Source organism: Paraburkholderia sp. D1E (assembly GCF_052682275.1).
On sequence record NZ_JBQYMB010000001.1, the window covers coordinates 1,899,488 to 1,924,917 of the forward strand.

Consider the following 25,430-nt stretch of genomic DNA (forward strand, 5'->3'; position numbering starts at 1 on the left):
GGGCGAAAGCGCCGACAGGACCCGCTGACTAATCTGGTGACATTCCCATGTTGCCGGAGCGTTCTCCAATGTCAGGGCTGCCCCGTTCGGCGCTGTTTTCGCACGTCGTCAGTCCTCGTGCGCCTCATCTGAGGGCGCGCGCTACCGTATGTGCCGTGTGTGCCGCAGTCTGCGCAGTCGGTGTCGCGGTTCTGGCCGGGTGCTCGCTCGTGCCGGCCTATCAGCGGCCAGGTGCGCAGCTTGCACAGCGCTTCGACGGCGCGGCGAGTGCATCGCTCGCCGATACCGTTCCTGTCAGGAGCGGCTGGTGGCGAGAATATCGCGACCCCGCGCTCGATGCGCTGGTCGATCGCAGTCTGCGCAACAACTTCACGCTGGCGTCTGCAATCGCGAGCGTCGAACAGGCGCGCGGCAACGCCGAGAAAGCCGGCGCGCCGCAGTATCCGTCGCTGTCGCTCGGCGCTACCTTCGACCGCAGTCACCAGGGGCGCGGCTCGACCACCAAAACCCAGAGCCTGTTCGCCGAAGCCAGCTACGAGGTCGACTTCTGGGGCTTCAACGCCGCCAACGCCAGCGCGGCGGACCTGCTCGCGCGCGCGTCTGAGTTTGATCGCGATACGGTGGCGTTGACGCTGACCGCATCGGTGGCGGACACGTATTTCCAGGTGCAGAGCCTGCGCCGTCGTCTGGCGATCGCACGGTCCATCTCCGATGATGCCGCGCACATTCTGCAATTGTTGCTCGCGCAACAGGAGGCGGGCGTCGCGACCGAGCTGCAGGTGCAGCAGCAGCGCAATGCGCTCGCCACCTTCCAGGCGGCGGTGCCGGCGTTGCAACAGCAACTGGACACCAACATCCATGCGCTCGCGGTGCTGGTGGGCACCGCGCCCGAGCAGTTCACGGTCAACGACGCGGCGCTCGCCGGCATCGCCATTCCGCAACCGCGTCCGGATCTGCCGGCCAGCCTGCTGGAAACGCGCCCCGATATTCGCTCGAAAGAAGCGCAGTTGCAGTCGGCCAATGAGAGCGTCGGCGCGGCGCGCGCGGCCTTCCTGCCGAACATCGTGCTGACCGCCGACGGCGGGCTCAGCAGTAAGTCGCTTTCGCATTTCCTGTCGAGTCCGTTTGCGAGCCTCGCCACTTCGCTGGCTGCGCCGCTGTTCGACGGTGGCGCGCTGCATGGTCAGTTGCACGCAAGCCAGGCCGCCGAAGCAAAGGGCGTCGCCGATTACCGGCAGGCTGTGGTAACTGCGCTGCAGGACGTCGAGGATTCGCTCTCGGCGGCGCAACAGCAACAGCTCGCGGAGGCCGCGGACCAGACCGCTGCCGACGCCGCGCGCAAAGCCGCCACGCTCGCGCAAGCCCAATACAGGCTCGGCACCGTCGACTTTCTGACCGTACTCGACGCCCAACGCACGCTCTTTCAAGCCGAAGACACGCTGGTGCAGGCGCGGCTCGCACGCCTGCAGGCTTCGGTGAGCCTGTTTCGCGCGTTCGGCGGCGGCTTCGGCGTGACCGACAGCAGCACCGCTTCCACTTCTACGCCGTCTCCCTCATGAAACCTGCAGACCTTTCGAACCACGAGGCGCCCCGCGGGCGCCGTCGCGCGCCGCTAGTGGCGGCGTTCGTTGTCCTTGTCGTGATTCTTGTCGCATGGTTATGGCCGAGGCATCCGGCCGTGAAGCCTGCGGCTGCAGTGCCGGTCAACGCCGGCCGTCCGGTAATCAGCGACTTTCCGATTCGGGTGGCCGCAGTGGGTACGGTGCTGGCGCTCAATACCGTGGACGTCAAAGTGCGTGTGGACGGCCAGTTGCAGCGCGTCGCCTTCAATGAAGGGCAGGACGTGAAGGCAGGGCAGTTGCTCGCCCAACTCGACCAGGGCCCGCTCACCGCGCAATTGCATCAAGCGGAAGCGGCGCAACGCAAGGACCAGGCCTCGCTCGATAACGCAAGGCTCGATCTCGCGCGGTACTCGAAGCTGGTCGGCATCGGTGCGGCGACCACCCAGGCCGTGGACACCGCGAAGGCGCAAGTCGAAGCACTCGCCGCCACGGTCGCGGCAGACGCAGCACTGGTGCAGAGCGAGCGCCTGCAACTGAGCTTCACCACGCTCTTCGCGCCGTTCACCGGGCGTGTGGGCGCGCGCGAGGCCGACATCGGCGCGATCGTGCATCCCACCGACACGACCGGCATCGTCACCGTCACGCAGATGGAGCCGATTACCGTGCTGTTCTCCGTGCCACAAGACGTGCTGCCCGATTTGCTCGCAAATCAGGCGGTCGCGCCTTTGGCGGTGAACGTCACCACGCGTGCCGGCAGCACAGCGCTCGCCGACGGCACGCTCGTGTTCATCGACAGTACGGTCGATCCCACCACGGGGCAGATCAAACTCAAGGCCTCGTTCACCAACAAGGACCGCAAGCTGTGGCCGGGCGAGCTGGTGAATGCGCGCGTGCTGTTGCGCACCGATACGCAGCGGCTCGCCGTGCCGAGCCGCGCGGTGGTGAACACGCAGAACGGCACGCAGCTGTACGTGATCAACGCGAATGGCACGGCGCAGATGCGTCCGGTGCAAACCGGCGTGACGGTTGATGGAATGACGGAAATTCGCAGCGGCGTTGCGCCCGCGGATATCGTTGTATTCGATGGACAAAGCCGCTTGAACCCAGGCGTGCGTGTGGCGGTCACCACGGTGCCGACAGTAGCCCAGGCACCGGTCAACGCAAACTCGGCGGGCAGCCAGACTAACCAGGACAATCCGTCATGAGCCTGATGGAACTGTTCATCAAGCGGCGCATTGCGACCAGTTTTCTTGCCATCGCAGTGCTGCTGGCTGGCGCGGTGGCATATTTTCTGCTGCCGGTCGCGCCCTTGCCGCAAGTCGACTTCCCGACCATCCAGGTCGTGGCGAAGTTGCCGGGCGCGAGTGCAGAGACCATGGCGACGTCGGTAGCGACGCCACTCGAACGGCAACTCTCGTTGATTGCGGGCATCACGCAGATGACGTCGTCGAGCTCGCTGGGAACCACCAACATCGCCGTGCAGTTCGACTTGACGCGCGATATCAACGGCGCGGCGCAGGATGTGCAGACGGCGATCAACGCTGCCGGCGGCACCCTGCCGAAGAATCTGCCAAACCCGCCGACCTACGAAAAGGTCAACCCAGCCGACTTCACCTTGCTGTCACTGGCACTGACGTCGCCATCGCTCACGCTTACGCAACTCGACAGTTACGCCGAAGACTATCTGGCGCAGCAGATCTCGCAGATGCCAGGCGTAGGTCTCGTCGATTTCCATGGCCAGCAGCGGCCCGCCGTGCGTATTCAGCTCGATCCCGACAAGCTCACCGCACGCGGCCTCACGCTGGAAGACGTGCGCTCGATCGTCGGCTTGCAGACGGTGAACGCCCCGAAGGGCAGCCTGAACGGCCCGGATCGCTCGGTGATTTTCAATGCGACCGATCAGATCACGACCGCCTCGGCGTATCGCGATCTGGTGGTCGCGTACAAGAACGGCGCGCCGGTTCGCGTATCCGATCTCGGCACCGTTCTGAACGCCGCCGAAGACAACCAGCAGGCCGCATGGCTTCAGCACGAACGCGCGATCATCCTCGATATCCACAAGCAGCCTGGCTACAACGTCGTACAGACGATCGCCAACATCAAGGCGAAGCTGCCTGCGCTGCAAGCAACGCTGCCCGCGGCCGCGCATCTGCATGTGGTGGGCGATCGCACGCAGACCATCAATGCATCGGTGCACGACGTGCAGTTCACGCTGATGCTGACGGTCGCGCTTGTCGTGATGGTTATCTTCTCGTTTCTGCGCAACGTGTGGGCGACGATCATTCCGAGCCTGACGATTCCTTTGTCGCTGGTCGCTACATTCGGTGTGATGTATCTGCTCGGCTATAGCCTCGACAATCTGTCGCTGATGGGTTTGACCATCGCGGTGGGCTTCGTGGTGGACGATGCGATCGTCGTGATCGAAAACGTGATGCGGCATGTCGAGGAAGGCGTGCCGCGCATGAAAGCCGCGCTGCTCGGCGCGATGGAAGTGCGCTTCACCATTATTTCGATGACGATCTCGCTGATCGCGGTGTTCATCCCGATCCTGCTGATGGGCGGCATTGTTGGGCGCCTGTTCCGCGAATTCGCGGTGACGGTGAGCGCGGCGATCCTGATGTCGGCGCTGGTCTCGCTGACCGTCACGCCGATGCTATGCGGCTGGCTGATCCGCTTGCCTGAGCCGGACGAAGCAGGGCGCATGCGCAAAGTCGAAGCGTGGCTCGAACGAGGCTTCGTTGCGGTGGAGCGGCGTTATGAACGTGGTCTCGATTGGGTGTTGAATTGGCCGAAACTGATGCTTGGCGTGACGATTGCAACGATCGTCGCGACGATCGCGCTGTTCGTCGTGATCCCGAAGGGCTTCTTCCCGCAGGAAGACTCCGGTTTGATCATGGGTGTCGCGCAGGCCGCACCGGATATTTCCCCGCGCGCGATGTCTTTGGAAATGCAGCAACTGGGCAATATCATCGAAGCCGATCCCGCCGTCGATAATGTCTACTACTGGATGGGCGCGAATCCCACCGTGAGCCAGGGCCGCGTGATGATCAACCTGAAGGCGTTCGGTCAGCGCAAGGACAGCGCCGCGCAGGTGCTCAATCGTCTGAAGCCGCAGTTAGCAAAGGTGATGGGCATTTCACTGTCGATGCAGGTCCGCCAGGATATTCAGGTAGGTGGCCGTATCAGTGCCGCGCAGTATCAGTACACGCTGCAAGACCCCGATATCAACGAATTGAATCATTGGGCCGGCGTGCTGACCGACAAGCTATCGACTTTGCCGCAACTCGCGGACGTCACCTCCGACCAGCAAGCGGCTGCTACCAGCGCGACACTCGTAATCGACCGCAGTACGGCCTCGCGCTTCGGCATCACCGCACAAGCCATCGACGACACGCTCTACGACGCGTTCGGCCAACGGCAGATCGCCACGCTGTTCACGCAACTGAATCAGTACCACGTTGTCGAGGAAGTCGATCCGGGTTTCCAGTTGACCACCGACGCGCTCGCGCACCTCTACGTGCGTTCACCGTTGACGAATGAACTGGTGCCGCTCAACACGCTGGCGAAGATCGACAACAACGTGTCGCCGATTTCGGTGAATCACCAGGGGTTGTTCCCGGCTGTGACGATCTCGTTCAATCTGGCGCCGGGGCAATCGCTCGGCAATGCCGTGACGGCGATTCATCAGGCCGAAGCCGCGGCAGGCAAACCCGACAGTTTGACGGGGTCGTTCCAGGGCACGGCGCAGGCGTTCCAGGCTTCGCTTGCCAGCGAACCGTATCTGATCGCGGCGGCGCTCGTCGTGGTGTATCTGATTCTCGGCATCCTGTACGAAAGCGCAATTCATCCGCTCACCATCATTTCGACGTTGCCCTCGGCGGGGGTGGGGGCATTGCTTGCGTTGATGCTGTGCGGCCAGGATCTCTCGATCATGGGGATGATCGGCATCATCCTGCTGATTGGTATCGTGAAGAAAAATGCCATCATGATGATCGACTTTGCGCTCGTGGCTGAACGCGAGCAAGGCTTATCGCCGCGCGAAGCGATCCGTCAGGCATGCGTACTGCGCTTCCGGCCGATTATGATGACGACGCTCGCCGCGCTGTTTGGCGCGCTGCCGCTCGCGCTGGGTCATGGCGCGGGCGCGGAATTGCGAGTCCCGCTCGGTATTGCGATTGTCGGCGGCCTGATTCTTTCGCAGATGCTGACGCTCTTCACGACGCCGGTGGTGCACCTGTGGTTCGACCGTTTATCGCATTGGCTAGCGAAACGGCGCGCCAGAGGCAGTCTGCTCGAGTGTGAATCGGTGGGTTGAGCCCCGACGGCGTGCAACTGCCTGCGCGCTCACCCTGCTCAGCGTGTCATCCCGGCACGCATTCCAACTCTGTGGGACCGCCACCGATCCGGCGCGGCGATCCCTGCCTTCAGGCTGAATGTCCTGAGTGCGTTAATGCACTTTGGCTGCGACCTCCTTCGCGAGCAGGCGTTGCGCCTGCTGATCGCCTTTGCCTGCTTCCTGCGCGGTTTGAACCGACGTCTCGCTTGCTTCGGCCAACAAGGCACGCGCGGCGCCGCTAATGTTGACCGTATACGACGACCCGGACGACGCGGACGTGCTGGTGCTCGACCCCGTAGCCGAAGAAGCGCTCGTGCCTGATGCCGGCGCGCTCGCCGCAGAACTCGAGGTCGACGCGGTGGATGTAGCTGATGCTTGCGCGGTGCTTTGCCCGATTGCCTGAATGGACATCCCAATCTCCCGATAGAAAAACGTGTGTACTGCGCTCTGTCTATCGGCCTCGATTCGGAGGGCTTGAGCAGTATATTTTTCAGAAATTTCCATCTTCTTAAGGATCTCTTAAGGAGAGTTAAGAAAAGGCCAAAAGAGAGCGTTGACAAGATAAATCCGTTTGCCGTAGAAGCGTCCTTTTCTTAAGGTTGGCATAAGGTTTCTCACTGCATTGAGAGCCGTCACCGTTGAGTCACGCGCGCATGTTTTTATCTATTCCGTTTCATTACCGGCTACCTCGCAAAAGTCGGTGCCCATGCCTTCCCACCCCGCATAAATGTTTCAGGAGACAAACATGCCGAGCATTCGATCTGTTCACGCAGTAAGCCGCATTTTTAGTCGCACCGCGCTCGCGTTCACCGCCCTCTGTTTCGCGGCCGGCAGCGCCGACGCGCAAACCTCGGCGAAGCCGATCGTCACTCCGGGTTTTAGCATGACTGTGTTCGCAGCGGGTTCCGGCGGGTTGATGAGCGCGCCGGACTCCCTGGCCGTGCTTGATGGTCACGTTTGGGTCGGCTATGCAAACAACGGCGCACCCGATGGCTCGAACGGTGCGATGAGCGTGATTGTCGAATACGCGCAAGACGGCAGTGTCGTGAAGACTTATCAAGTCGCGGGACACAACGATGGCCTGAAGGTCGATCCGTACACTCGCGAGATCTGGGCGATGCAGAATGAGGATGCGAATCCAAACCTCGTCATCATTAATCCCGCGACCGGCCAGGCATCCAAACCGTATTCCTTTGGCAAGACGCTGCACGGCGGCGGTTACGATGACATCGTGTTCAAGGACGGCCAGGCCTACTTCAGCGCGTCCAATCCCACCCTTAACAGTAGCGGCAAGAATATGGGGCCCGCGATTGTCCGCGTTGTGCACCTTGATGCAAACACCTACACAATCGACGTTACTCCGGTAATGCGCGGCACATTGGACGCCAGCAATATTCCGTTTGGCACGGTAGCGAACCTCACCCTGACCGATCCGGATTCGATGACGCTGACGCCGTCGGGTGATGTACTGCTCGATGATCAGGGAGATGGTCAGCTTGTCCTGTTGCGCTCGTCGGGCGATGAACCGCGAGTGCAATATCTGCCGCTTCTCGGCAACGTGCAGGTTGACGACACGGTATTCGCCACTGCGCGACGGGGCTACCTGCTGGTGTCCGATACAAAGGCGAACACGGTGTACAAAATAAGCGCCAATGTCTGGCAGCGTGACGCAGCGTTCTCCGCATCAACGGGCGTGGCCGCTACGAGTAGCACGCCGGCGGTGCCGGCTTATGTAGGCCAACTTGATTTGCGTAGCGGGGCACTCCTTCCGTTGGTAACCAATCTGGCCAGTCCGCACGGCATGGCCTTTGTACCGGCAGATGACGACCAGAAGTAACAGCCGCGCGTTGATTGCCGGATGACGTGATCGCCGTAAGCAATTCCGCGGCGGTTGCGTTGGCCGGTGCGTGCTTTCCCGACGCCTGCGTGACTCGCCAAACTGCTTGCGCGTCTGGAAAAGCTCGTATCCGATCCGATCGGGATGTCCGGCTTGCAATGCATCGAATCGAGGCGCCGTTGGCCGAACGCTCGGTTGTCCCCTGGCGCGGATCGCCTCGCAGTCGGGTCGGCGTGATGCGAAGCCTCTCATAGCGCGGCCCCCTTTGTCTATCCACAGTCCGACTCCAGACATTCCTACGTGGTCTCCCGTTCTGATAGAAAATCCTTCAGGTTCTCATAAGGTAACGTCCCTTACATTCATGTGCCGACGGCGATGCCGCTCAATTGCTGGTCGGCTGGTCCGGGATGAGGTTCGAGTCTTTGGTCATTCGACACACCTCGTTATCCAATCGACATTCGTCCTTCGACATGAATAGTTTCGACTCCCAGCCCCAATCCGATGTGTGGTCCGATTGGCTGTTACATATTCGGCACGGAGATGATCCAGGGCACGAACGAGCCCTCCATGTCGAACTCAAACCCCATGTGGACCGCGTTCTGGACGGCGTGATGCTTGCCCCTGGCATGACGCTCGCCGACATCGGTACCGGCGATGGACTGATCGGTTTAAGCGCGATCGACCGCATAGGCCAGTCGCTGCACGTGCTTTTCACGGATATCTCAGTGCCTCTGCTTCGTCACACTGAAGCACTTGCAGTTCAGCGGAACATCCAGGATCAGTGCGTCTTCATCCAAGGCTCCGCCGAATCACTTGATGGCATTGAGGATGGCGCTGTCGATGCGGTCGCGACTCGGGCCGTTCTCGCCTATGTCCCTGACAAGATGGCCGCCCTGCGAGAATTTCATCGGATTCTCAAACCTGGTGGCCGGCTATCGATCGCTGAACCGATCATGCGCGACGATGCAATCGAGGCAAGCTCGCTGCGGAAAATCGTCGAAGGTTTGCCCGAGAGAGCCGGGGACAACTTCTTCCACCTGCTGCATCGCTGGAAATCCGCTCAGTTTCCCGACACTGAGGAAAAAATTTCTGCGAGTCCGATTGCCAACTACGGCGAACGCGATCTGGTCCGCTTCGCTTTAGATGCGGGATTCGCGGATATTCATATGGAGTTTCACATTGATGTACGCCGCGCTGCGGTCACCTCGTGGGACGTGTTGCTTGGCAGTTCGCCGCACCCTTGGGCTCCGCGGCTCGGCGACATTCTCGCGACACAGTTCACAGTGGACGAACGACTATTCTTCGAACAGATCCTCCGCCCGCAAGTTGAAGGTCGCCGAATGGTCATGGCCGAGCGCACCGCTTACCTTACCGCACTAAAGCCTCTTCGCTGACGCGCACAGCCGCTTCGATCACTTGGCTCGGTTCCCGTTCGGGAGTGCCGGTAGCCCAAGGACCTTTGCCGAACCATTGTGAAGTGTTTGAACGCCCGGTGCCCGGTAGTCGCGTTGGGCGCATCGCCAGCGCAGGATTTGCGCTGGGTGGTCATCCGCGAAGGTAGCGCGCCATACCGTGCGAACGACACTTCGGCGGATCGTTTGCCGGCCACCGAGGCTGTACCAACGGCTGTTATACATTGCGGTTCGTCGTTCAACTCGGGCGGCGTCGAAGGGCCGAAGTGGGCCGTGTGTCGCAGATGACCAGTCACACGTCAGCAAAAGCGGGATGTCCCATTTTGAAACAGGTCAGACGGCCTGCTTTATCCATACGTCCGATTTTGCGACAGCACGGGCCACTCTCGACCAGCGTTATGTCCTGCGCACCCTTGTCCATCACGTAGACCGCGCCCATGCCTGGCGATTTCAGGATTATTGGCACGGAGCTTGCGCAGGAAGCGGTAGAGAAAATTCACAAGCGTGTCAGATAGATCTTGCAGTGGCCGACCACACGCTCGAACCCGAAACACAACATGATTGACGGAGACGAAACGTGAAAGCCGCAGTGCTGCACCAGTACGACGAATCATTGACCCGCGACGAGTTCGTGCGCTACGAGGAGATCGCGGATCCGAAAATCGAACACCCCACCGACGTGATCGTCCGTATCGGAGGCGATCTCGTCGTGGGCGCGGAAGACGAAGTCGTCGAACTGAACAACGGCTGTATCTGCTGCAAGGTGCGGGGAGATCTGATTCGCGTGCTCGCAGGCGTGTGCCGGTTCTGATCGAGGGCGAAACCGGGGTCGGCAAAGAATTGTTCGCGCGCGCCATACATGGTGAAGAAGGGGGAGGCAGACCTTTTGTCGCGTACAACTGCGGGCCTGCGTCGGAAGAATTGATCGCCAGCGAGTTGTTCGGCCACGTGCGTGGTGCCTTTACGGGGGCGACTGCCGAGGGGCGGCCGGGCCGATTCGAACTGGCTCACGGAGGCAAGCTATGTCTCGACGAAATCGGTGAGATGCCGCTCGAACTTCAACCGGTCCTGCTGCGCGCACTCGAGGAGGGCGTTATTTACCGGCTAGGGGACACTCAGCCGCGACATGTCGACGTGCGCTTGCTGGCGATGACCAATCGCAATCTGCGCGAAGAGGTCGACGCGGGCCACTTCCGACGCGATCTTTATTACCGCATCAGCGTTACGCGCATACGCATTCCGCCGCTGCGCGAACGGGACATCGACATCGATCTCCCCGTCGCGGTTTTCAACCAGCGACTCGCTCAACGCCACGCGGTTCCCGAGCGACGACTAAGCGCCGAAATCATGGCGGTGCTACGCGCTTATTCCTGGCCCGGCATCTTGGATTCGCTTATGTGGCGCCTCCCCGGCATTCTACGCAGCGGGCGCAGTGGTATCTTTGAGGCTTAGCTTCACGAGGTTGAATTGACCTTTGCGAATGCGATGCATCAACTCAATGCTTGCCAGAGTGATCGTGGCATTCCTGAAGCATTTGAAGCCGAGCATGACGTTCGTTCTAGACTTGACGTTGCGATGATCCTGTTCGATGAGATTGTTCAAATACTTCGATCCGGCGTATGACGCTTCACCCAACCGCGCGCGGCCTACGTGAACGCTCGCAATCCGAACGTGTCGTATTTCGACGCGACACGCAATCGTCTTTGCATGAGTCCATACTGGAACGGCATTGGTCTGCCGGATTTATTACCGCTATGTTCAGGGGTTTTAATTCTGCGAGGCTTTCATGTTGATCATTCCGGAGCAACTGGCGTCCCAACTCGTGTCCGTGGAAGACGCGATCGCCGCCGTCGGCGATGCTTTTGCCGCAAGCCACACTGGCAATGCCCGATCGTATCCAGTCGTGCGCGAACAAACTGGCCATGCCGACGCCGTATTCGGCGTGAAAGCCGGCTTTGATGCGTCGCTGCCGGTGCTCGGTCTCAAGGCCGGCGGTTACTGGCCGGGCAATGTAAAAAGGGGACTGGGTAATCACCAGTCTTCAGTACTTCTGTTTGATGCAGACACCGGTCGCGCGGCCGCCCTTGTAGGCGCGAACTATCTCACCGGCATTCGCACTGGAGCGGCCAGCGCACTTGCGACGCGTGGTCTCGCGTCCCCGGACGCGTCGATTCTCGGTATCGTCGGCACCGGCGTACAGTCGATTCATCAATATCGCGCGACGTGCGCAGTGCGTCCGATCACGCGTGTGCTGGCGTGGGACCCGAATCCGGACAACCTGCGCACGTTGCGAGACGAGGTCGAGGCGGACGGTCTGCGATTCGATGCGCTGTCCCTTGAGGCGGTCGCGCGCCACGCCGACGTGTTGATTACGGTAACGCCGTCGCATATGCCGCTTATCCGCCGCGAGTGGATTCGCCCGGGCGTCCACATCAACGCAATGGGAGCCGACACAATCGGCAAGCAGGAACTCGAGGTAGAACTGGTGGCGGCAGCCAGCATTGTCGTCGACGAGATCCAGCAGGCGGTCTCGATTGGCGAATGCCAGCATGCATACGCCCGTGGTTTGCTCGCGGCGGAAAAGTTGCGCTTCACGCTCGGCGGTTTGGTGAGTGGCGCCCAGCAGCGTGGCGCAACCGACGACATTACGATCTTCGACGGAACCGGCACCGCGCTACAGGACCTGGCTGTCGCGGCGCTCGCCTGTCGACGCGCGCTAAGCGAAGGTCTGGGGGTTGCATGCGACTTTTGATCGTCAGGTGAGCCCTCTGACCGGTGTGTTTTGGCCCATTGATGGTGCATCCTTTTCGTTTGCCACCGACAGCGTTGTGCGCGTGCACCACAATGGGCCGTCAGCATTTCCCTTATGGCGTATTCGGCTCGGCACAGCAGTTGCTTCGTCTTGCATCTGCCTTCGGCGAGCATGACTTCATCGGCGCGGGCATTTCTTCGACTGAAGCGGTTGGTTTTTGCCCATGGAACTGAAGTGGCTTGAAGATTTCCTGACGCTGGCGGCCACGCGTAATTTCTCGCGCACCGCCGAGCTGCGTTTCATGACGCAGCCGGCGTTCAGCAGGCGCGTCAAGATGCTGGAAGAGTGGGTCGGCGTCACGTTGCTCGATCGTAACGCGCAACCGATTGCGCTGACCGCAGCGGGTGAGCGGTTCCGCGATATCGCCGAGGAGGTGGCCCGGCAGCTCTACCAGGGGCGCGACGAGTTGCGTGCGGCAGCGGAGGGACTCGCCAGTACGGTCAAGTTTGTCGCGACACACAGCCTTTCACTGACATTCTTCCCCCAGTGGATCAGCGCTTCTGAAAAAACAGGGGAAGTGCTGAAGTTCCGGCTCGATACCGGCCATGCGAACGCGTGTGTGCACATGATGCTGCAGGGCACGAGCCACTTTATGCTGTGCCACACGCATCCTTCAGTCGATATTGGCCTCGACCCGAAACAGTTTCTTGTCTATCGCGTTGGCTTCGACCGCTTATTGCCGTTGTCGCGGCCCGGTGCCGACCATGAGCCGATCGATTCGCTTGACGGTGCGTCTTCGCATCGCTGCCGGTACCTGGCGTACGCCGAAACGTCTGCCATCGGTCGCGCGGTCGAGAACCTGTTGCGTACCTCGCCGGCAGCCAATCAGCTCGACCGCGTCTTCGTTTCGCCGCTCGCCGGCGTGTTGAACTCGATGGTGCGCGATGGGCGCGGACTTGCGTGGCTGCCGCAGAGTCAGGTCGGTCGCGAACTCGAATCGGGGGAACTGGTGCGCGCGGGTTCTTCCGAATGGGACCTCGACGTCGACATCACGCTGTTTCGTCCACGCGCTCGCTTGCCCAGCAGCGCCGAAGCATTCTGGGAAACGCTGACGGCCGCTTCCGCAACGAATGCGGTTCTGCCGGCTGCGGCCTGAGTCGCTGAAAGCGCAAGCCGCTATTCAAGTCACCGCAATCGGCAAAGTCCGGTCGCGAGGCCTATGTTCGTGCCCATCCGGATAAGTCACACGAATACGCCATAGCGTCATGCCCGCTCAGCATCGCGTGATCGAATTTCGGCATTGGATTGCAGTTTTGTGGCCACCTACGATGCGCTCAAGTTGACCTGACTGGAGCGATTAGATGACGACGAAAGAGATGAGCGCGAGTGCTGAGGCCGATGGCCTCAAGCGCAACGCGTTGGGATTGATCAGTGCGATGGGCATGTCCCTCGCGTTTATCTCGCCGACCATCGGCGTGATGTTCATATCGGCGCTGATCGGCGGCAAGGCCGGCGTGTCTTCGCCATTTGTGTTCGTGCTGGGGACTGCCGGCATTGCGCTAATGGCGCTGACGATCGCGGAATTCGCCAAGCGTGTCACGTCAGCGGGTGGCTTCTACAAGTTCATTACGCTGGGTCTTGGGCCCGAAGCCGGTTTTGCAGCCGGGATGCTGATGCTGTTCGCGTACGCACTGCAAAGCCCGATCAATACCAACCTGTTCGGCGGTTTTCTCAGCAACGCACTTCGGAATGACTTTGGCATCATGGTGCCGTGGTGGGCGTTGATGATCGGCGTCGTGGTCCTGGTCGGCATTCTCGCGTGGTATTCGGTCCATGCGTCGATGCAATTCGACGTCGCGCTGCTGATCGCGGAAGTCGTCGTGGTGGGCGGCCTATTGATCGTTATCGTGATCAAGGGTGGCGATGCGGGTCAGGTGCCGGAGAGCTTTTCGCCGATGCACGCGGATCAGGGGTTCGGCGGTATCGGCCAGGCATTCGTCTTTATCGTCATGGCGTTTTTCGGCTTCGAATCGTGCCTGACTGTGGCGGAGGAATGTCGTAATCCGCGCCGCAATCTGCCGATCGCGCTGATTGGATCAGTCGTGCTCGCTGGCTTGTGGTTCACGTTCGCGATGTATTCGATCGTGGTCGGCTACGGTTCGGCGCACATGGACAAGCTCGCCAATTCCCAGGAACCGATCCACGACCTTGCCGTGCGCTATCTTGGGCACATGTACGGCAATCTCGTCGATCTCGCGGCGGTCTCTGCAATCGTCGCTGTCGTGCTTGCCATCCATACCGCTAATTTCCGCGTGTTGTATTCGCTGGGACGCGATGGGCTGCTTCACAAGGCGCTCGGCCGCACTCATCCGAAGCACAAGACGCCTCACGTCGCGATTATCGTGTACTCGATCCTGACCCTCGTGGTGGGGATTGGCGCAGGGTTCTGGTGGGACCCGATGTCCGCGTTTGGCAATCTCGGCTATCTGTCGTCACTCGGCATGCTGCCCATCCTGATCCTCACCAACGTCGCATTGCCTGTCTTCATGTGGAAGCGCTATCGCGCAGAGTTTTCGCTGGTGCTGCATGTCGCGTTCCCTGTTATCTCCAACGTCATTTTCCTGGCAGCGATCTGGCTGAACGTTCATCCGTGGCCTGCCGCGCCGTTGACCGTGTTCCCGTGGATTGTCGTGGCCGTGATCGTCCTCGCCGCGTTGTGGGGCCGGCAACTCAAGCGTCGCGGCTCGCCAGCGCTCTATCGCCTGGGTGCCGTGCTCTTCATTGAAGGCGATGCGATTCCGGAAATGGTCGATGTCGAAATCGAATCACTCGATGAATTGCCGGTCGGCTCGGCGACAACACGCGGCGCTGACAAGGCACTTGGCTACGGCAACGAAGCGGCCTGAAATTTTCTTCGCCACGCAGAGGTCTCTTCGTGGCTTGTGGCAACCAACCTGAGAATCGTGATGGGCAGACTAAATGGCAAGATCGCGCTGATTACCGGTGGTGCGTCAGGCATAGGCAAGGCAATTGCGCAGTTGTTCGCGCAGGAGGGCGCGCATGTCGTGATCACCGACATCAACACCGCGGCGCTCGCCGCAGCGGTAGACGAACTGACGCAATACGGCAACGTGTCCGGCTGCACAGGCGACGTGCGTTCGATGACGGATGCCGGCTACATGGTGGAGCACGCTGTCGATGAGCATGGCGGCCTTGACATCCTCGTATGCAATGCGGGCATTACCAGTGTGATGCCGATCGAGCAACTATCCGAGGACGAGTGGGACGCGGTTCTGACCACCAACGTCAAGGGTATGTTCACGATGGTCAAGCATGCGGTGCCTAAGATGATCGAGCGCGGCGGCGGCAAAATCGTCACGCTCGGCTCGGAGATGGGCATCGTCGCGGTCCCTGAGTCACCGGCATATAACGCCAGCAAAGGCGCGGTAATGATGTTCACAAAGTCGATCGCGCTCGATCTGATTCGTCACAACATTCGCGTCAACGCGCTGTGTCCGGGCATTACGCGTACGCCGCTGCTGCAGGCGGAAGTCGATAACAGCCTGGACCCCGCGAAGACCGCCGCGGCTCAGGCGTCGTGGGCGCCGATCATGCGCGTGGCCGACGCACGCGAAATCGCCTACGGCGCACTTTTTCTGGCAAGCGACGAGAGCTCGTTTGCGGTCGGCACGGATCTCGTGCTCGACGGCGGCTTTACTGCGCGCTAGGTATTCCACTCATTCCCGCAACGTTCGGCCGCTGATGCGGCGGCCGGCTTGCGCCTCCACAGGAGTCACATAATGAAACAGACGGCCGCCTTCATCGACGCAGAGTCGATCGAGACAAACAATACGGTTGCGGTGCTGGACCCATCCAGCGGCAAGGTGATCGCCCTGACAGCGGATTGCGGTCCCGATGAGATCGATCGCGCTGTGCGCGCGGCCCGGCGCGCGTCGCGGCAATGGCGCAAGGTTGCGGTTGCCGAGCGCGCTCGCATCCTGCGGCGCATCGCCGAACTGATCAAGCGTGACGAGGCGGATCTCGCACATCTCGAAGCGCTGCAAACCGGCAAGCCGTTGAAGCAGGCGCGGCGCGACGCGGAACTCACCGCCCGGTATTTTGACTTCTACGCCAGTGCGGTGGAAACACACTACGGCTCATCGATCCCGCTGAATGCGGACACGATGATCTTCACGGAATGGGAGCCGCACGGCGTCACGGCGCATGTGATCCCGTGGAATTACCCGATGCAGATTTTCGCACGCACGATTGCGCCGGCGCTAGCGATGGGCAACTGCTGCGTGTTGAAGCCCGCCGAAGAGGCGCCGTTGACCGCCGTGCGGCTCGCATCGCTCGCATTCGAAGCAGGTCTGCCTGCGGGCGCTCTCAATGTCGTAACCGGGTTTGGTGAGACCGCGGGCGCGGCATTGACGGGGCACGACGACATCGACCATATCTCATTCACCGGCTCGGTCGAAGTGGGGCGCATCATCGCTCACGCGGCGGCCAACCGCGTGATCCCGGCGACGATGGAGCTGGGCGGCAAGTCGCCGAATATCGTGTTTGCCGATGCGGATCTCGAGCGCACGGTGCCGGGTGTGATCAACGCGATCCTGCAAAACGCAGGTCAGACGTGCTCTGCCGGTTCGCGGTTGCTGGTCCACGAGAGCCTGCACGCCGTGATGGTGGCGCGCGTTGCGCAGGCCTTCGCCAACGTGGAGATCGGTCCCGCGCTGAATGACCCGGCACTGGGTCCGCTGATTTCGAAGACTCAGCGCGGCCGCGTCATGTCGTTCGTCGAACGGGCGCGCAGTCACGGCGCAAAAATCGTTGTCGGCGGCGATGCGCTCAACGGCGGTGTACTGGGCGACGGATTTTTCTTTCAGCCGACACTGATCGACAACGTCGATCCGTACAGCGCGATCGGTCAGGAAGAAGTATTCGGGCCGGTACTGGCCGTCACGCCGTTCCGCGATATTGATGAGGCGGTGCGCCTCGCGAATGGTACCGACTACGGTCTTGTCGCCGGCGTATGGACGCGCGACATCGGCATCGCGCACCGGATGATCCGGGAGGTGCTGGCCGGACAGGTCTTCGTCAATACGTACGGTGCGTCCGGTGGCGTTGAGCTGCCCTTCGGCGGCTTCAAGCGCTCCGGCTACGGCCGCGAAAAAGGGGCTGAGGGGCTGCGCAGCTTTGCCCAGATCAAGACCGGCGTCGTCGCGCTGTAAGTGCGTTCACTTCTTTCTACATTCCGACTCATGACCAGCATCATGCCAACACCGCGCTCGCGCGGTGAGCCGAACATCGTCGGCGATTCGCAATACGTTCCTGCTTCAACCCGATCAATCGAATATCTGGCCACGCCCTCGCTACTGCTCGACGAAAGCCGGATGACCCGCAACATCGCCCGTCTGCGGGGAATGCTCACGGGGCTCGGTGTCAATTTGCGTCCGCACCTGAAAACGGCGAAATCTCTCGACGTTGCACGCCGTGTCATGGATGGCCCAGCCGGCCCAGCGACGGTATCGACGTTGCGCGAGGCCGAGCAATTCGCGGAGGGCGGCGTGCGCGACATCCTCTATGCCGTCGGTATCGCGCCGGGCAAGCTCGAGCGCGTGACGGCATTGCGTCGGCGTGGGATCGATCTGTCGGTGGTGGTCGACAACCTGGATGCCGCCCACGCGGTCGCGAAGCAGTCACGCATCAGTCGCGATCCCATTCCCACGCTGATCGAGATCGACTCGGACGGTCATCGTGCCGGCGTAAGCCGCAAGGCCTCTGAGCAACTCGTGGCCATCGGTCGTGTGCTGCGTGAGGGCGGCGCGCTGTTGCGCGGCGTCATGACCCATGCGGGCGAGTCGTACGGGTGCGACACCGTCGAAGCGATCAGCGCGATGGCCGAGCGCGAACGTGCGGAAGCGGTTGCGTGTGCGGCCGTGTTGCGCGATGCGGGTCTCCCCGCGCCGGTAGTGAGCGTGGGGTCGACGCCGACGGCTCACTTCGCGCGTGATCTGAGCGGCGTCACGGAAGTACGCGCCGGGGTGTTCGTGTTCTTCGATCTCGTGATGGCGGGTCTCAACGTGTGCGCCATCGACGACATCGCGCTCAGCGTGCTCGCGACCGTGATCGGCCATCAGCCCGACAAAGGCTGGATTCTGGTCGATGCGGGCTGGATGGCGATGTCGCGCGATCGCGGCACGGCATCGCAGAAGCTCGATCAGGGCTACGGCGTGGTCTGCGATGTCGATGGCGTGCCGTACCCCGACTTGATCATGGTCCAGGCGAATCAGGAGCAGGGCATTCTCGCGCTGCGCAGCGGGGCGGACGCCCAGTTGCCGCGGCTGCCGGTTGGGTCGCTGGTGCGCATTTTGCCCAACCACGCGTGCCCGACCGCCGCTCAGCACGATCACTACGCGGTCATCAGGACGGGATCGCATGAAATTCTCGATCACTGGTCGAGATTCCGGGGATGGTGAAGATGCAGCCGCATTTGGCAGAAGCCGTTCCAATTCAACGAAGAAGAGATCAGATGAAGATTAACCTCCTGGCTGGGCTAGCATGCGGTGCGCTGGCCAGCGCCGCACAGGCGCAAAGCAGTGTGACGCTATACGGCACGCTTGATACCGCTGTCGGTTATGTGAGCAATCAGCCGAAAGCGAATGGCGGAACGGGCAGCGCATTCCAGATGATAAACGGGACGCTGAGCGCCAACTCCTGGGGCTTGAAGGGCACGGAAGATTTGGGCGGCGGACTCTCCGCGGTCTTCAGGCTCGAAAACGGCTTTGTTCTCAGCAACGGCGCGCTGAACAACAACGGGCGGGAGTTCGGCCGCGTTGCGACCGTCGGCCTGGCGAGCGTTCCGCTCGGCACCGTCACGCTCGGACGGCAATTCGATCCGCTCGTCGACCTCATCGAACCGCTGACGGAGGACGCGATCTTCGGTTCGGCGTTCGCGACGCCGGGCGATCTCGACAACTACGACGAAAGCCTGGGTGTCAATAATGCCGTGAAGTATGTGAGCCCGAGTTATGCGGGCTTTCAGTGGGAAGGAATGTATGCGCTCGGTGGAGTCGCGGGCAACGCGTCGAGCGGTCAGACCTATGCGCTTGCAGCGGCATATGCGAACGGTCCGCTGAATCTTGCCGCCGGGTATCTTCACGCGAACTTCGCGAACGATTTCGTGTTGACCAGCAGCGGTGTGTCGCTCGCACCGGGCGCCAGCGCACCGACGACCGACAACCCCTATTTTTCGAGTATCAATCGCGGACTATTCTCGGCGAAGTCGGTGAGTATGATTCGCGCGGCCGCGAGTTATCAATTCGGTTTGTTCCAGTTCGGCGCGGTGTACAGCAATGTCGCATACGGAGAAGGATCGCTTTCGGCCAATACCCACTTTAACAACGCTACCGTCTATATGAACTACAAACCGGTTCCCACAACGACACTGGGCATCGGCTACGACTTCACCAAGGGCGACGGCGGCGCGCAAACCGACGCAACCTACAATCAGGTCAGCCTGGGTGCCGACTACACCTTCTCAAAGCGTACTGACGTCTACGCGCTCGCTGCATATCAGAAGGCATCTGGTCGAACGGCCGATGGCACAGGCGGCAGTACGGCAGCTACCGCGTCAATTGGCTCCTATGGCCTCGATTCGGGGAAGAACTCGGAGACGATGGTACTGCTCGGCGTGCGGCATCAGTTCTAAAGCGCAGCGCTGTCGCTTGCGTGGCTTTCGCGATCCCGAACCCACGCAAGAGCGTTGCTGTCGAGCTTCAACCCAATTCGCCAGCACTACGCGCTCAGGCGACATCTACTGTGCATCCCGCTCTATCGAAAACGACTCGGCGAGCGCTTTGTTGCAGGAATGGTTATCGATAGCACCTCAATTCACATTCGAGACGATTGATGAAATCAGGAAAGGCATCTCCAATTATTGGTGCGCATGCCTGCGGTCCTGATTTAATTGTCACTATTTCGTGCAATGATAAGGTTAACTTAAGGCGATTTATAAAATAATTAAACGTTTTCTGGATGTGATGGATAAAAACATATCATTCATAAGGGTATGCGAGAAAATAATAAATGAAGTTTAAATTATTCGAACTGAATAAAGCGCACACGGCGCCTGCCCACATATCGATCACGTGGCTTGCCCGGCATATCGCCGCACCAGGTTATCCACACGGCATACCACGGCTCAGTCCGACGAGCCACGCACGGCGCCTAGGCGGGCCGCCACGCGCGTGACGCGGCGTCATTGTTGGGAAACGGCAATGCAACAAGACCCATGACAGATTCTCTCTTCGAAATTCCGAATAATCTTTTAATTCACGTTTTCGTCATGGAATCCGCAATCTCTTTTCATTTAAATTCGTTTAAATTGTCAACTTTATTTTTGTAATTTTTATTTTGCAGGGTAATTCAGTGGCTATTGAAATGATAGGAAAAAGAGATTGGATAATCGAATGACTGAGTCATAGGATCCTTCTGGTTTCCCCATGAACCAGGAATCCAACGTGAAAATACTGAAGACACAGATTGCAGCAAGCATTTTCTCGATCGTCTCGGCAATGGCGATCGCTCAGCCGGCGTATGCCGTGGATATGACCCAGGATAGCGGGTCGCCTGTCGGCGACAACCAGAACTCCCAGACGGCAGGCCCCGAAGGTCCGGTTCTTTTGCAGGACTCTCATCTCATCGAGAAACTGCAGCGCTTCGACCGGGAACGGATACCCGAGCGCGTCGTGCATGCGCGTGGCACAGGTATCTTTGGCGAGTTCGTGCCGACTACAGACCTCAGTTCGCTGACCGCTGCCCAGGTGTTCACGCCTGGAACGAAGACCCCGGTCTTCGTCCGATTCTCGACGGTGATGGGCTATCGCGGGTCGCCCGAGCAGGCACGAGACCCGCGCGGTTTCGCTATCAAGTTCTACACGCAGCAAGGCAACTGGGATATGGTCGGCATCAACTGGCCGATCTTCTTCATTAGGGACGCCATCAAGTTTCCTGACTTTGTGCATGCGAACAAGCCATCGGCAGTGACTGGCGTGCAGGATCCGAATCTGGCGTTCGACTTTTTCGCCCATTCGCCCGAAGCGACGAACATGCTGACGCACCTCTACACGGACGAGGGCATGCCGGATTCGTATCGCCACATGGACGGCTACGGCGTGCACGCCTTCAAGTTCGTCAATGCAAAAGGGGAAGTTCACTACGTGAAGTTTCACTGGAAGAGCCGTCAGGGTGTCGAAGGCATTCGTCCCCAGGATATCCCGCATTCGATCGGCGCGGACTGGAATCTGATGACCAATGACCTGTACAACTCCGTCAAGGCGCGTTCATATCCACAGTGGGACCTTTACATCCAGGTGCTCTCGCCGAAGGACATGGACAAATTCGACTTCGATGCGCTGGATGACACGAAGGTGTGGCCGTCCTCCATCCCGGAGCAGAAGGTGGGCACGATGACGCTCAACCGCATTCCGGACAACTATTTTGAGTCCACGGAAGAGTCGGCTTTCGCGCCGTCGCGGCTCGTGCCGGGGATCGAACCTTCCGAGGACCGGATGTTGCAGGGCCGCCTGTTCTCCTATGCCGATACGCAGATGTATCGCCTCGGCCCGAACTACAACCAGTTGCCGATCAACCGCCCCATCGTCCCGGTCTACAACAACAACCAGGACGGCTTCATGAACGAGGGGGATCGAAAGGGCGAAGTGAACTACGAGCCGTCCGGAGTCGCCGAAATCTCGCAGCAGGACAAGTACAAGTCCGTGCAGACGCCGCTGAAAGGGACAACCCAGCAAAGAGCGATCCACAAGACGCTCGACTTCCGTCAGGCCGGCGAGTATTACCGGACGCTGTCTGAGACCGGCAAGACCGATCTGATCACGGCGCTGTCGGGCGACCTTGGCCGCGTGACCAACGACGCGAACAAGTACGCAATGCTCTCGTACTTCTATAAGGCTGATGCCGACTACGGTACCCGCCTCGCGCGTGCGACCAACGCGGATGTCACTCGTGTGAAGGATGCAGCCGCACACCTGAGCGATAACTGAAGCATGCACGGGAGCCTGCGCAAGCAGGCTTCCCAGCTGATTAGACAGGCTTTCTTACGGAGAACGCAATGCGATGCTCTTTCACTGCCCGGCGCCTTGTTCGGACCGTGGCGGTCGCCACCCTGGCCGCACTGTTGACGGCGAGTTGCGCACAGCATGTGTATCAGCCGGGAACGTATTCGGCCGTGACGGACACGCCGCGTTACACCGAAGACTGGTTTGTCGCGGCGCGTGCGGGACGCACGGATATCGTTCAGGCGCTGATCGACGCGCATTTCCCGCTCGAGACAACGACACCCGAAGGCTATACCGCGCTGATCCTTAGCGCGTATGACAATCACCCGGAGACATTGAAGGTCCTTCTTTCTGCCGGCGCCAACGCTTGCGCCGCCGACCGGCATGGCAACACGGCACTGATGGGGGCGCTCTTCAAAGGCGAGACGAATATCGCGACGATGTTGCTCGACACGCATTGCGACATCGACCAAACCAACAACGCGGGGGAAACGGCATTGTCGTTTGCTGCGCTATTCGGCCGACTCGATATGATTCCGGTGCTTGTCGCGCACGGCGCCAACGCGAATCATGTCGATGCGCGCGGCGGGACCGCGTTGCAAATGGCGATCGCACAACACAACCCGGTTGCGGAGGATGCATTGCGGCACGCCGGCGCGACACAATGAGACGTGACCGATAACCCGCCGTTCACGCCCGCTTTAACAACGCGCTATCGACCGGCAACGCCCGAATCCGCGTGCCTGTCGCATGGAAGATCGCGTTGCAGATCGCAGCCATTGCCGGCGGCACACCCGGTTCGCCAACACCGCCAGGCGGTGCAGCGCTCGGCACGATATATACGTGCGTTTCCGGCACGGAGTCGATACGGGCGACACGGTAGTCGGTGAAGTTCGACTGGTCGGCCGCACCCTGACTGAATGTCAGTTCGCTGTATAGCGTGTTGCCGAGCGCCATCACGACAGCCCCTTCGAACTGCGCGATCACGCGATCGGGATTGACGATACGTCCGCAGTCGACCGCCAGATCGATACGTGTCACGCGCACCGAGCCATCGTCGGCAACCTGCACCTGCGCGACGGCGGCGACGTACGACAGAAAGCTGCGATGAACAGCGATGCCGCGCCCATGGCGAGCGGGCAACGTGGCGGACCAGTTCGACCGCACCGCGGCCGCGCGGACCACCGCGGCATAGCGTGCGGTATCGATCGGATACTCGTCGATCGACGCGCCGTAGTTCGGATAGTCGACCCCCAGCGCATGCAGATCGACATGGCGCGGACTGCCCAGCAGCGCGAGCAGATGCTGCACCGGATCCTGTCGCGCAGCGGCGGCGAGTTCGTCGACGAACGAACCCAGCGCGAAGCCGTGCGGAATGTTGTACACCGAGCGATACCAGCCGATACGTGTATGCGCCGGCGCCGCTCCGTTTTCGCACTGCACGTTGGCGACGTCATAAGGCATGTCGGTCACACCCTGACCGAGTTCGCCCGCCGAACCATAAACGACGTTCGGCGTGAACGTCGAACCGATCGACGGAAACACGCTCCGGTGCAACCACGCAATGGTCCTGCCCTGCGCATCGAGTCCGCCTTCCATGTGCTGCGCGCACACGGCATGGAAGTAGTCGTTTCGAATGTCGTCTTCGCGTGTCCACGTCAGCTTGACGGGTGTGCCGACTTCGCGCGCCAGGAACGCGGCCTCGGCCACATAGTCCGGTTTCGACTTGCGGCCGAAGCCACCGCCGAGCAACGTGACATTGATCGTCACGGCCTGCTCCTGCAGGCCGAGCACCTGTGCGACGGTTGTACGCGCTTGCTGCGGATTTTGCGTCGCGGTCCAGACCTCAACCACGCCGTTCGCAAACGATGCAGTCGCAGCCAGCGGCTCCATCGCCGCGTGCGCCAGATGCGGCACGTAATAGTCCGCTGACACATGTCGTGCAGCGTTTTTCAGCGCGCCCGCGGTATCGCCGTTGTTGCGCACAACTTTCCCAGGCTGACGCGCGGTGTCCTCAAGCGCCTTGCGATACGCGTGGCTATCGTAAGTGCCGTTCGGCCCGAGGTCCCATCCGAGCTTCAGTTTCAGACGCCCTTGCTGCGCGGCCCACGTGTTGGTCGCTATCACTGCAACGCCGCCCAGCGGCCGGAAGCCGGCGGGCAGCGGGGTGGAAGCAATGCGCACCACGTGCAACACGCCGGGCACCTTCATCGTTTCGGTCGAGTCGACGCTTTTGAGCGTTGCACCGTACACGGGCGAACGTTCGACCGACGCATACGTCATACCGGGTAATACGACATCGATGCCGTACGTCGCACGGCCGTGAACAATGTCGTCGAGATCGACGATCGGCAGCGACTTGCCGATATAGCGCCACGTGTCCTCATTTTTCAGGTGCAGCGTGTCGCGGCCGGGCACTGGCTGACGCGCCGCGGCTACGGCCACCGCGCCGTATGAAAGGCGCCGCCCACTCGCAGCATGCACCACATGACCCGGTTCAGTCCGGCAACTCGCCGGGCTCACGCACCACTGCGCAGCGGCGGCGGCCATCAACATCTGGCGCGCAGAGCCGCCTGCCTCGCGCAGTGGCTGGAAGAACTGGCGGATGCTGCGCGAGCCGTCGGTATTCTGGTCGCCGTACTTCGCATCGCCTTGTGCCTGCACGACCTTGACGGTGTTCCAGTCGGCATCGAGTTCGTCGGCGAGGATCATTGCGAGGCTGGTGCGAATGCCGGTGCCCATCTCGGAGCGATGCACGACCAGCACGATCTCGCCCGACGGCGCGACCGATACATAGACGTTCGGTGCAAATACCGTTCTGGCGCCGCTCGCCGAAGCGAGCGGGCTCGCTGCGAACGCCATGCGTGCGCCGCCGACTTGCAGGCCCAATACCACCCCGCCCGCCAAAGTGCCCTTCAGCACCCGGCGCCGGCTCAGATTGACAATCTCGCTCATTACGCCTGCTCCGCCGCTGCCTTGATGGCAACCTTGATGCGTTGATAGGTGCCGCAGCGGCAGACATTGCCGGACATCGCTTCGACGATCTGCTCATCGCTCGGTTTCGGCGTCTGTTTTAGCAGCGACGCAGCCTGCATCATCTGGCCAGGCTGACAGTAGCCGCACTGCGGCACATTCGCGGCTTTCCACGCTCGCTGCACGGGATGCTCGCCGCCTTTGCCCAAGCCTTCGATCGTCGTCACGGGCTTGCCCTGCACATCGCTCAGTGAGGTGACGCATGAACGCACCGCCACGCCGTCCAGATGTACGGTGCAGGCGCCGCATGCGCCCACGCCGCAGCCAAACTTGGTGCCATGCAGGCCTAACAGGTCACGCACCGCCCATAGCAGCGGCATGTTCGCGTCGGCGTCGAGGTTGTGATGCACGCCATTCACAATCAGTTCCATCGGTTCACTCCTTGTTGTCGACGCACGCCACATCTGCCAGGCGTCTGG

At 60.9% G+C, this 25,430-nt stretch carries 18 protein-coding genes and 3 pseudogenes; 18 read left to right on the forward strand and 3 right to left on the reverse strand.

The genetic code is table 11. The annotated features are described in order from the left end of the window. The first annotated feature begins 68 nt into the window (after window positions 1-68). From ACUN0E_RS08695 to ACUN0E_RS08730, 8 genes and pseudogenes are all read left to right on the forward strand, one after another. Window positions 69-1,559, forward strand: coding sequence for an efflux transporter outer membrane subunit (locus ACUN0E_RS08695; RefSeq protein WP_445566306.1), 1,491 nt, complete (start codon window positions 69-71; stop codon window positions 1,557-1,559). Next, complete coding sequence (locus ACUN0E_RS08700; RefSeq protein WP_445566307.1) at window positions 1,556-2,767, forward strand: efflux RND transporter periplasmic adaptor subunit; 1,212 nt, start codon at window positions 1,556-1,558, stop codon at window positions 2,765-2,767. The genes ACUN0E_RS08695 and ACUN0E_RS08700 overlap by 4 nt, the downstream gene beginning before the upstream one ends. Further along, window positions 2,764-5,877, forward strand: a complete 3,114-nt coding sequence (locus tag ACUN0E_RS08705; RefSeq protein WP_445566308.1) for an efflux RND transporter permease subunit — start codon at window positions 2,764-2,766, stop codon at window positions 5,875-5,877. The genes ACUN0E_RS08700 and ACUN0E_RS08705 overlap by 4 nt, the downstream gene beginning before the upstream one ends. A gap of 262 nt (window positions 5,878-6,139) precedes the next feature. Beyond that, on the forward strand, window positions 6,140-6,301 hold the full coding sequence (locus tag ACUN0E_RS08710; RefSeq protein WP_408509182.1) for a hypothetical protein: 162 nt from the start codon (window positions 6,140-6,142) through the stop codon (window positions 6,299-6,301). Between the two features lie 513 nt (window positions 6,302-6,814). Continuing rightward, complete coding sequence (locus ACUN0E_RS08715; RefSeq protein WP_408240299.1) at window positions 6,815-7,735, forward strand: hypothetical protein; 921 nt, start codon at window positions 6,815-6,817, stop codon at window positions 7,733-7,735. 470 nt (window positions 7,736-8,205) lie between these two features. Continuing rightward, window positions 8,206-9,129, forward strand: a complete 924-nt coding sequence (locus ACUN0E_RS08720) for a class I SAM-dependent methyltransferase (RefSeq protein ID WP_445566309.1) — start codon at window positions 8,206-8,208, stop codon at window positions 9,127-9,129. A 595-nt stretch (window positions 9,130-9,724) separates the two neighbouring features. Beyond that, window positions 9,725-9,952: pseudogene (locus tag ACUN0E_RS08725) on the forward strand (GTP-binding protein); the annotation flags it as partial. 2 nt (window positions 9,953-9,954) lie between these two features. Next, window positions 9,955-10,599, forward strand: a complete 645-nt coding sequence (locus ACUN0E_RS08730) for a sigma 54-interacting transcriptional regulator (RefSeq protein ID WP_445570405.1) — start codon at window positions 9,955-9,957, stop codon at window positions 10,597-10,599. On the opposite strand, the pseudogene ACUN0E_RS08735 reads toward ACUN0E_RS08730, so the two are convergent. Beyond that, a pseudogene (locus tag ACUN0E_RS08735) lies at window positions 10,564-10,758 on the reverse strand (DDE-type integrase/transposase/recombinase); the annotation flags it as partial. The gene ACUN0E_RS08730 and the pseudogene ACUN0E_RS08735 overlap by 36 nt on opposite strands. 175 nt (window positions 10,759-10,933) lie before the next feature. Here ACUN0E_RS08735 and ACUN0E_RS08740 point away from each other — a divergent pair. The 10 genes and pseudogenes from ACUN0E_RS08740 to ACUN0E_RS08785 all read left to right on the forward strand — a co-directional run bounded on the left by ACUN0E_RS08740 (window position 10,934) and on the right by ACUN0E_RS08785 (window position 22,646). After that, complete coding sequence (locus tag ACUN0E_RS08740) at window positions 10,934-11,899, forward strand: ornithine cyclodeaminase family protein (protein WP_445566310.1); 966 nt, start codon at window positions 10,934-10,936, stop codon at window positions 11,897-11,899. A gap of 223 nt (window positions 11,900-12,122) precedes the next feature. After that, complete coding sequence (locus ACUN0E_RS08745; RefSeq protein ID WP_445566311.1) at window positions 12,123-13,055, forward strand: LysR substrate-binding domain-containing protein; 933 nt, start codon at window positions 12,123-12,125, stop codon at window positions 13,053-13,055. Window positions 13,056-13,260: 205 nt separating this feature from the next. Further along, window positions 13,261-14,805 carry an APC family permease gene (locus tag ACUN0E_RS08750; RefSeq protein WP_445566312.1) on the forward strand — a complete coding sequence of 515 codons (1,545 nt, stop codon included), beginning with the start codon at window positions 13,261-13,263 and terminating at the stop codon, window positions 14,803-14,805. A gap of 60 nt (window positions 14,806-14,865) precedes the next feature. Then, a complete protein-coding gene (locus ACUN0E_RS08755) occupies window positions 14,866-15,627 on the forward strand; it encodes an SDR family NAD(P)-dependent oxidoreductase (protein WP_408195192.1) in 762 nt (253 codons plus the stop codon). A 72-nt stretch (window positions 15,628-15,699) separates the two neighbouring features. Continuing rightward, a complete protein-coding gene (locus ACUN0E_RS08760) occupies window positions 15,700-17,130 on the forward strand; it encodes an aldehyde dehydrogenase family protein (protein WP_445566313.1) in 1,431 nt (476 codons plus the stop codon). 162 nt (window positions 17,131-17,292) lie between these two features. Further along, window positions 17,293-18,378: a DSD1 family PLP-dependent enzyme gene (locus ACUN0E_RS08765; RefSeq protein WP_445570406.1), complete on the forward strand. Its 1,086-nt coding sequence runs from the start codon at window positions 17,293-17,295 to the stop codon at window positions 18,376-18,378. Window positions 18,379-18,431: 53 nt separating this feature from the next. Beyond that, complete coding sequence (locus tag ACUN0E_RS08770; protein ID WP_445566314.1) at window positions 18,432-19,610, forward strand: porin; 1,179 nt, start codon at window positions 18,432-18,434, stop codon at window positions 19,608-19,610. A gap of 13 nt (window positions 19,611-19,623) precedes the next feature. Further along, window positions 19,624-19,811: pseudogene (locus tag ACUN0E_RS08775) on the forward strand (IS6 family transposase); the annotation flags it as partial. Between the two features lie 664 nt (window positions 19,812-20,475). Then, window positions 20,476-21,963, forward strand: a complete 1,488-nt coding sequence (locus ACUN0E_RS08780) for a catalase (protein ID WP_445570407.1) — start codon at window positions 20,476-20,478, stop codon at window positions 21,961-21,963. 68 nt (window positions 21,964-22,031) lie between these two features. After that, complete coding sequence (locus ACUN0E_RS08785) at window positions 22,032-22,646, forward strand: ankyrin repeat domain-containing protein (protein WP_445566315.1); 615 nt, start codon at window positions 22,032-22,034, stop codon at window positions 22,644-22,646. 22 nt (window positions 22,647-22,668) lie between these two features. On the opposite strand, the gene ACUN0E_RS08790 is transcribed toward ACUN0E_RS08785, so the two are convergent. Beyond that, the gene (locus ACUN0E_RS08790) at window positions 22,669-24,933 is read right to left on the reverse strand and encodes a molybdopterin cofactor-binding domain-containing protein (RefSeq protein WP_445566316.1); all 2,265 of its coding nucleotides are present in this window, start codon (window positions 24,931-24,933) and stop codon (window positions 22,669-22,671) included. Continuing rightward, a complete protein-coding gene (locus ACUN0E_RS08795; protein ID WP_408229441.1) occupies window positions 24,933-25,382 on the reverse strand; it encodes a (2Fe-2S)-binding protein in 450 nt (149 codons plus the stop codon). Before ACUN0E_RS08795 ends, ACUN0E_RS08790 begins: the two co-directional genes overlap by 1 nt. Window positions 25,383-25,430 lie beyond the last annotated feature (48 nt).

Excerpts from the sequence above, each read along its gene's own strand:
- ACUN0E_RS08710 (WP_408509182.1), top strand. The coding sequence starts at position 6,140 with ATGTTGACCGTATACGACGACCCGGACGACGCGGACGTGCTGGTGCTC.
- ACUN0E_RS08695 (WP_445566306.1), top strand. The coding sequence starts at position 69 with ATGTCAGGGCTGCCCCGTTCGGCGCTGTTTTCGCACGTCGTCAGTCCT.
- ACUN0E_RS08720 (WP_445566309.1), top strand. The coding sequence starts at position 8,206 with ATGAATAGTTTCGACTCCCAGCCCCAATCCGATGTGTGGTCCGATTGG.
- ACUN0E_RS08765 (WP_445570406.1), top strand. The coding sequence starts at position 17,293 with ATGACCCGCAACATCGCCCGTCTGCGGGGAATGCTCACGGGGCTCGGT.
- ACUN0E_RS08760 (WP_445566313.1), top strand. The coding sequence starts at position 15,700 with ATGAAACAGACGGCCGCCTTCATCGACGCAGAGTCGATCGAGACAAAC.
- ACUN0E_RS08705 (WP_445566308.1), top strand. The coding sequence starts at position 2,764 with ATGAGCCTGATGGAACTGTTCATCAAGCGGCGCATTGCGACCAGTTTT.
- ACUN0E_RS08785 (WP_445566315.1), top strand. The coding sequence starts at position 22,032 with ATGCGATGCTCTTTCACTGCCCGGCGCCTTGTTCGGACCGTGGCGGTC.
- ACUN0E_RS08750 (WP_445566312.1), top strand. The coding sequence starts at position 13,261 with ATGACGACGAAAGAGATGAGCGCGAGTGCTGAGGCCGATGGCCTCAAG.
- ACUN0E_RS08755 (WP_408195192.1), top strand. The coding sequence starts at position 14,866 with ATGGGCAGACTAAATGGCAAGATCGCGCTGATTACCGGTGGTGCGTCA.
- ACUN0E_RS08790 (WP_445566316.1), bottom strand. The coding sequence starts at position 24,933 with ATGAGCGAGATTGTCAATCTGAGCCGGCGCCGGGTGCTGAAGGGCACT.
- ACUN0E_RS08780 (WP_445570407.1), top strand. The coding sequence starts at position 20,476 with ATGGCGATCGCTCAGCCGGCGTATGCCGTGGATATGACCCAGGATAGC.
- ACUN0E_RS08770 (WP_445566314.1), top strand. The coding sequence starts at position 18,432 with ATGAAGATTAACCTCCTGGCTGGGCTAGCATGCGGTGCGCTGGCCAGC.
- ACUN0E_RS08745 (WP_445566311.1), top strand. The coding sequence starts at position 12,123 with ATGGAACTGAAGTGGCTTGAAGATTTCCTGACGCTGGCGGCCACGCGT.
- ACUN0E_RS08700 (WP_445566307.1), top strand. The coding sequence starts at position 1,556 with ATGAAACCTGCAGACCTTTCGAACCACGAGGCGCCCCGCGGGCGCCGT.
- ACUN0E_RS08715 (WP_408240299.1), top strand. The coding sequence starts at position 6,815 with ATGAGCGCGCCGGACTCCCTGGCCGTGCTTGATGGTCACGTTTGGGTC.
- ACUN0E_RS08795 (WP_408229441.1), bottom strand. The coding sequence starts at position 25,382 with ATGGAACTGATTGTGAATGGCGTGCATCACAACCTCGACGCCGACGCG.
- ACUN0E_RS08740 (WP_445566310.1), top strand. The coding sequence starts at position 10,934 with ATGTTGATCATTCCGGAGCAACTGGCGTCCCAACTCGTGTCCGTGGAA.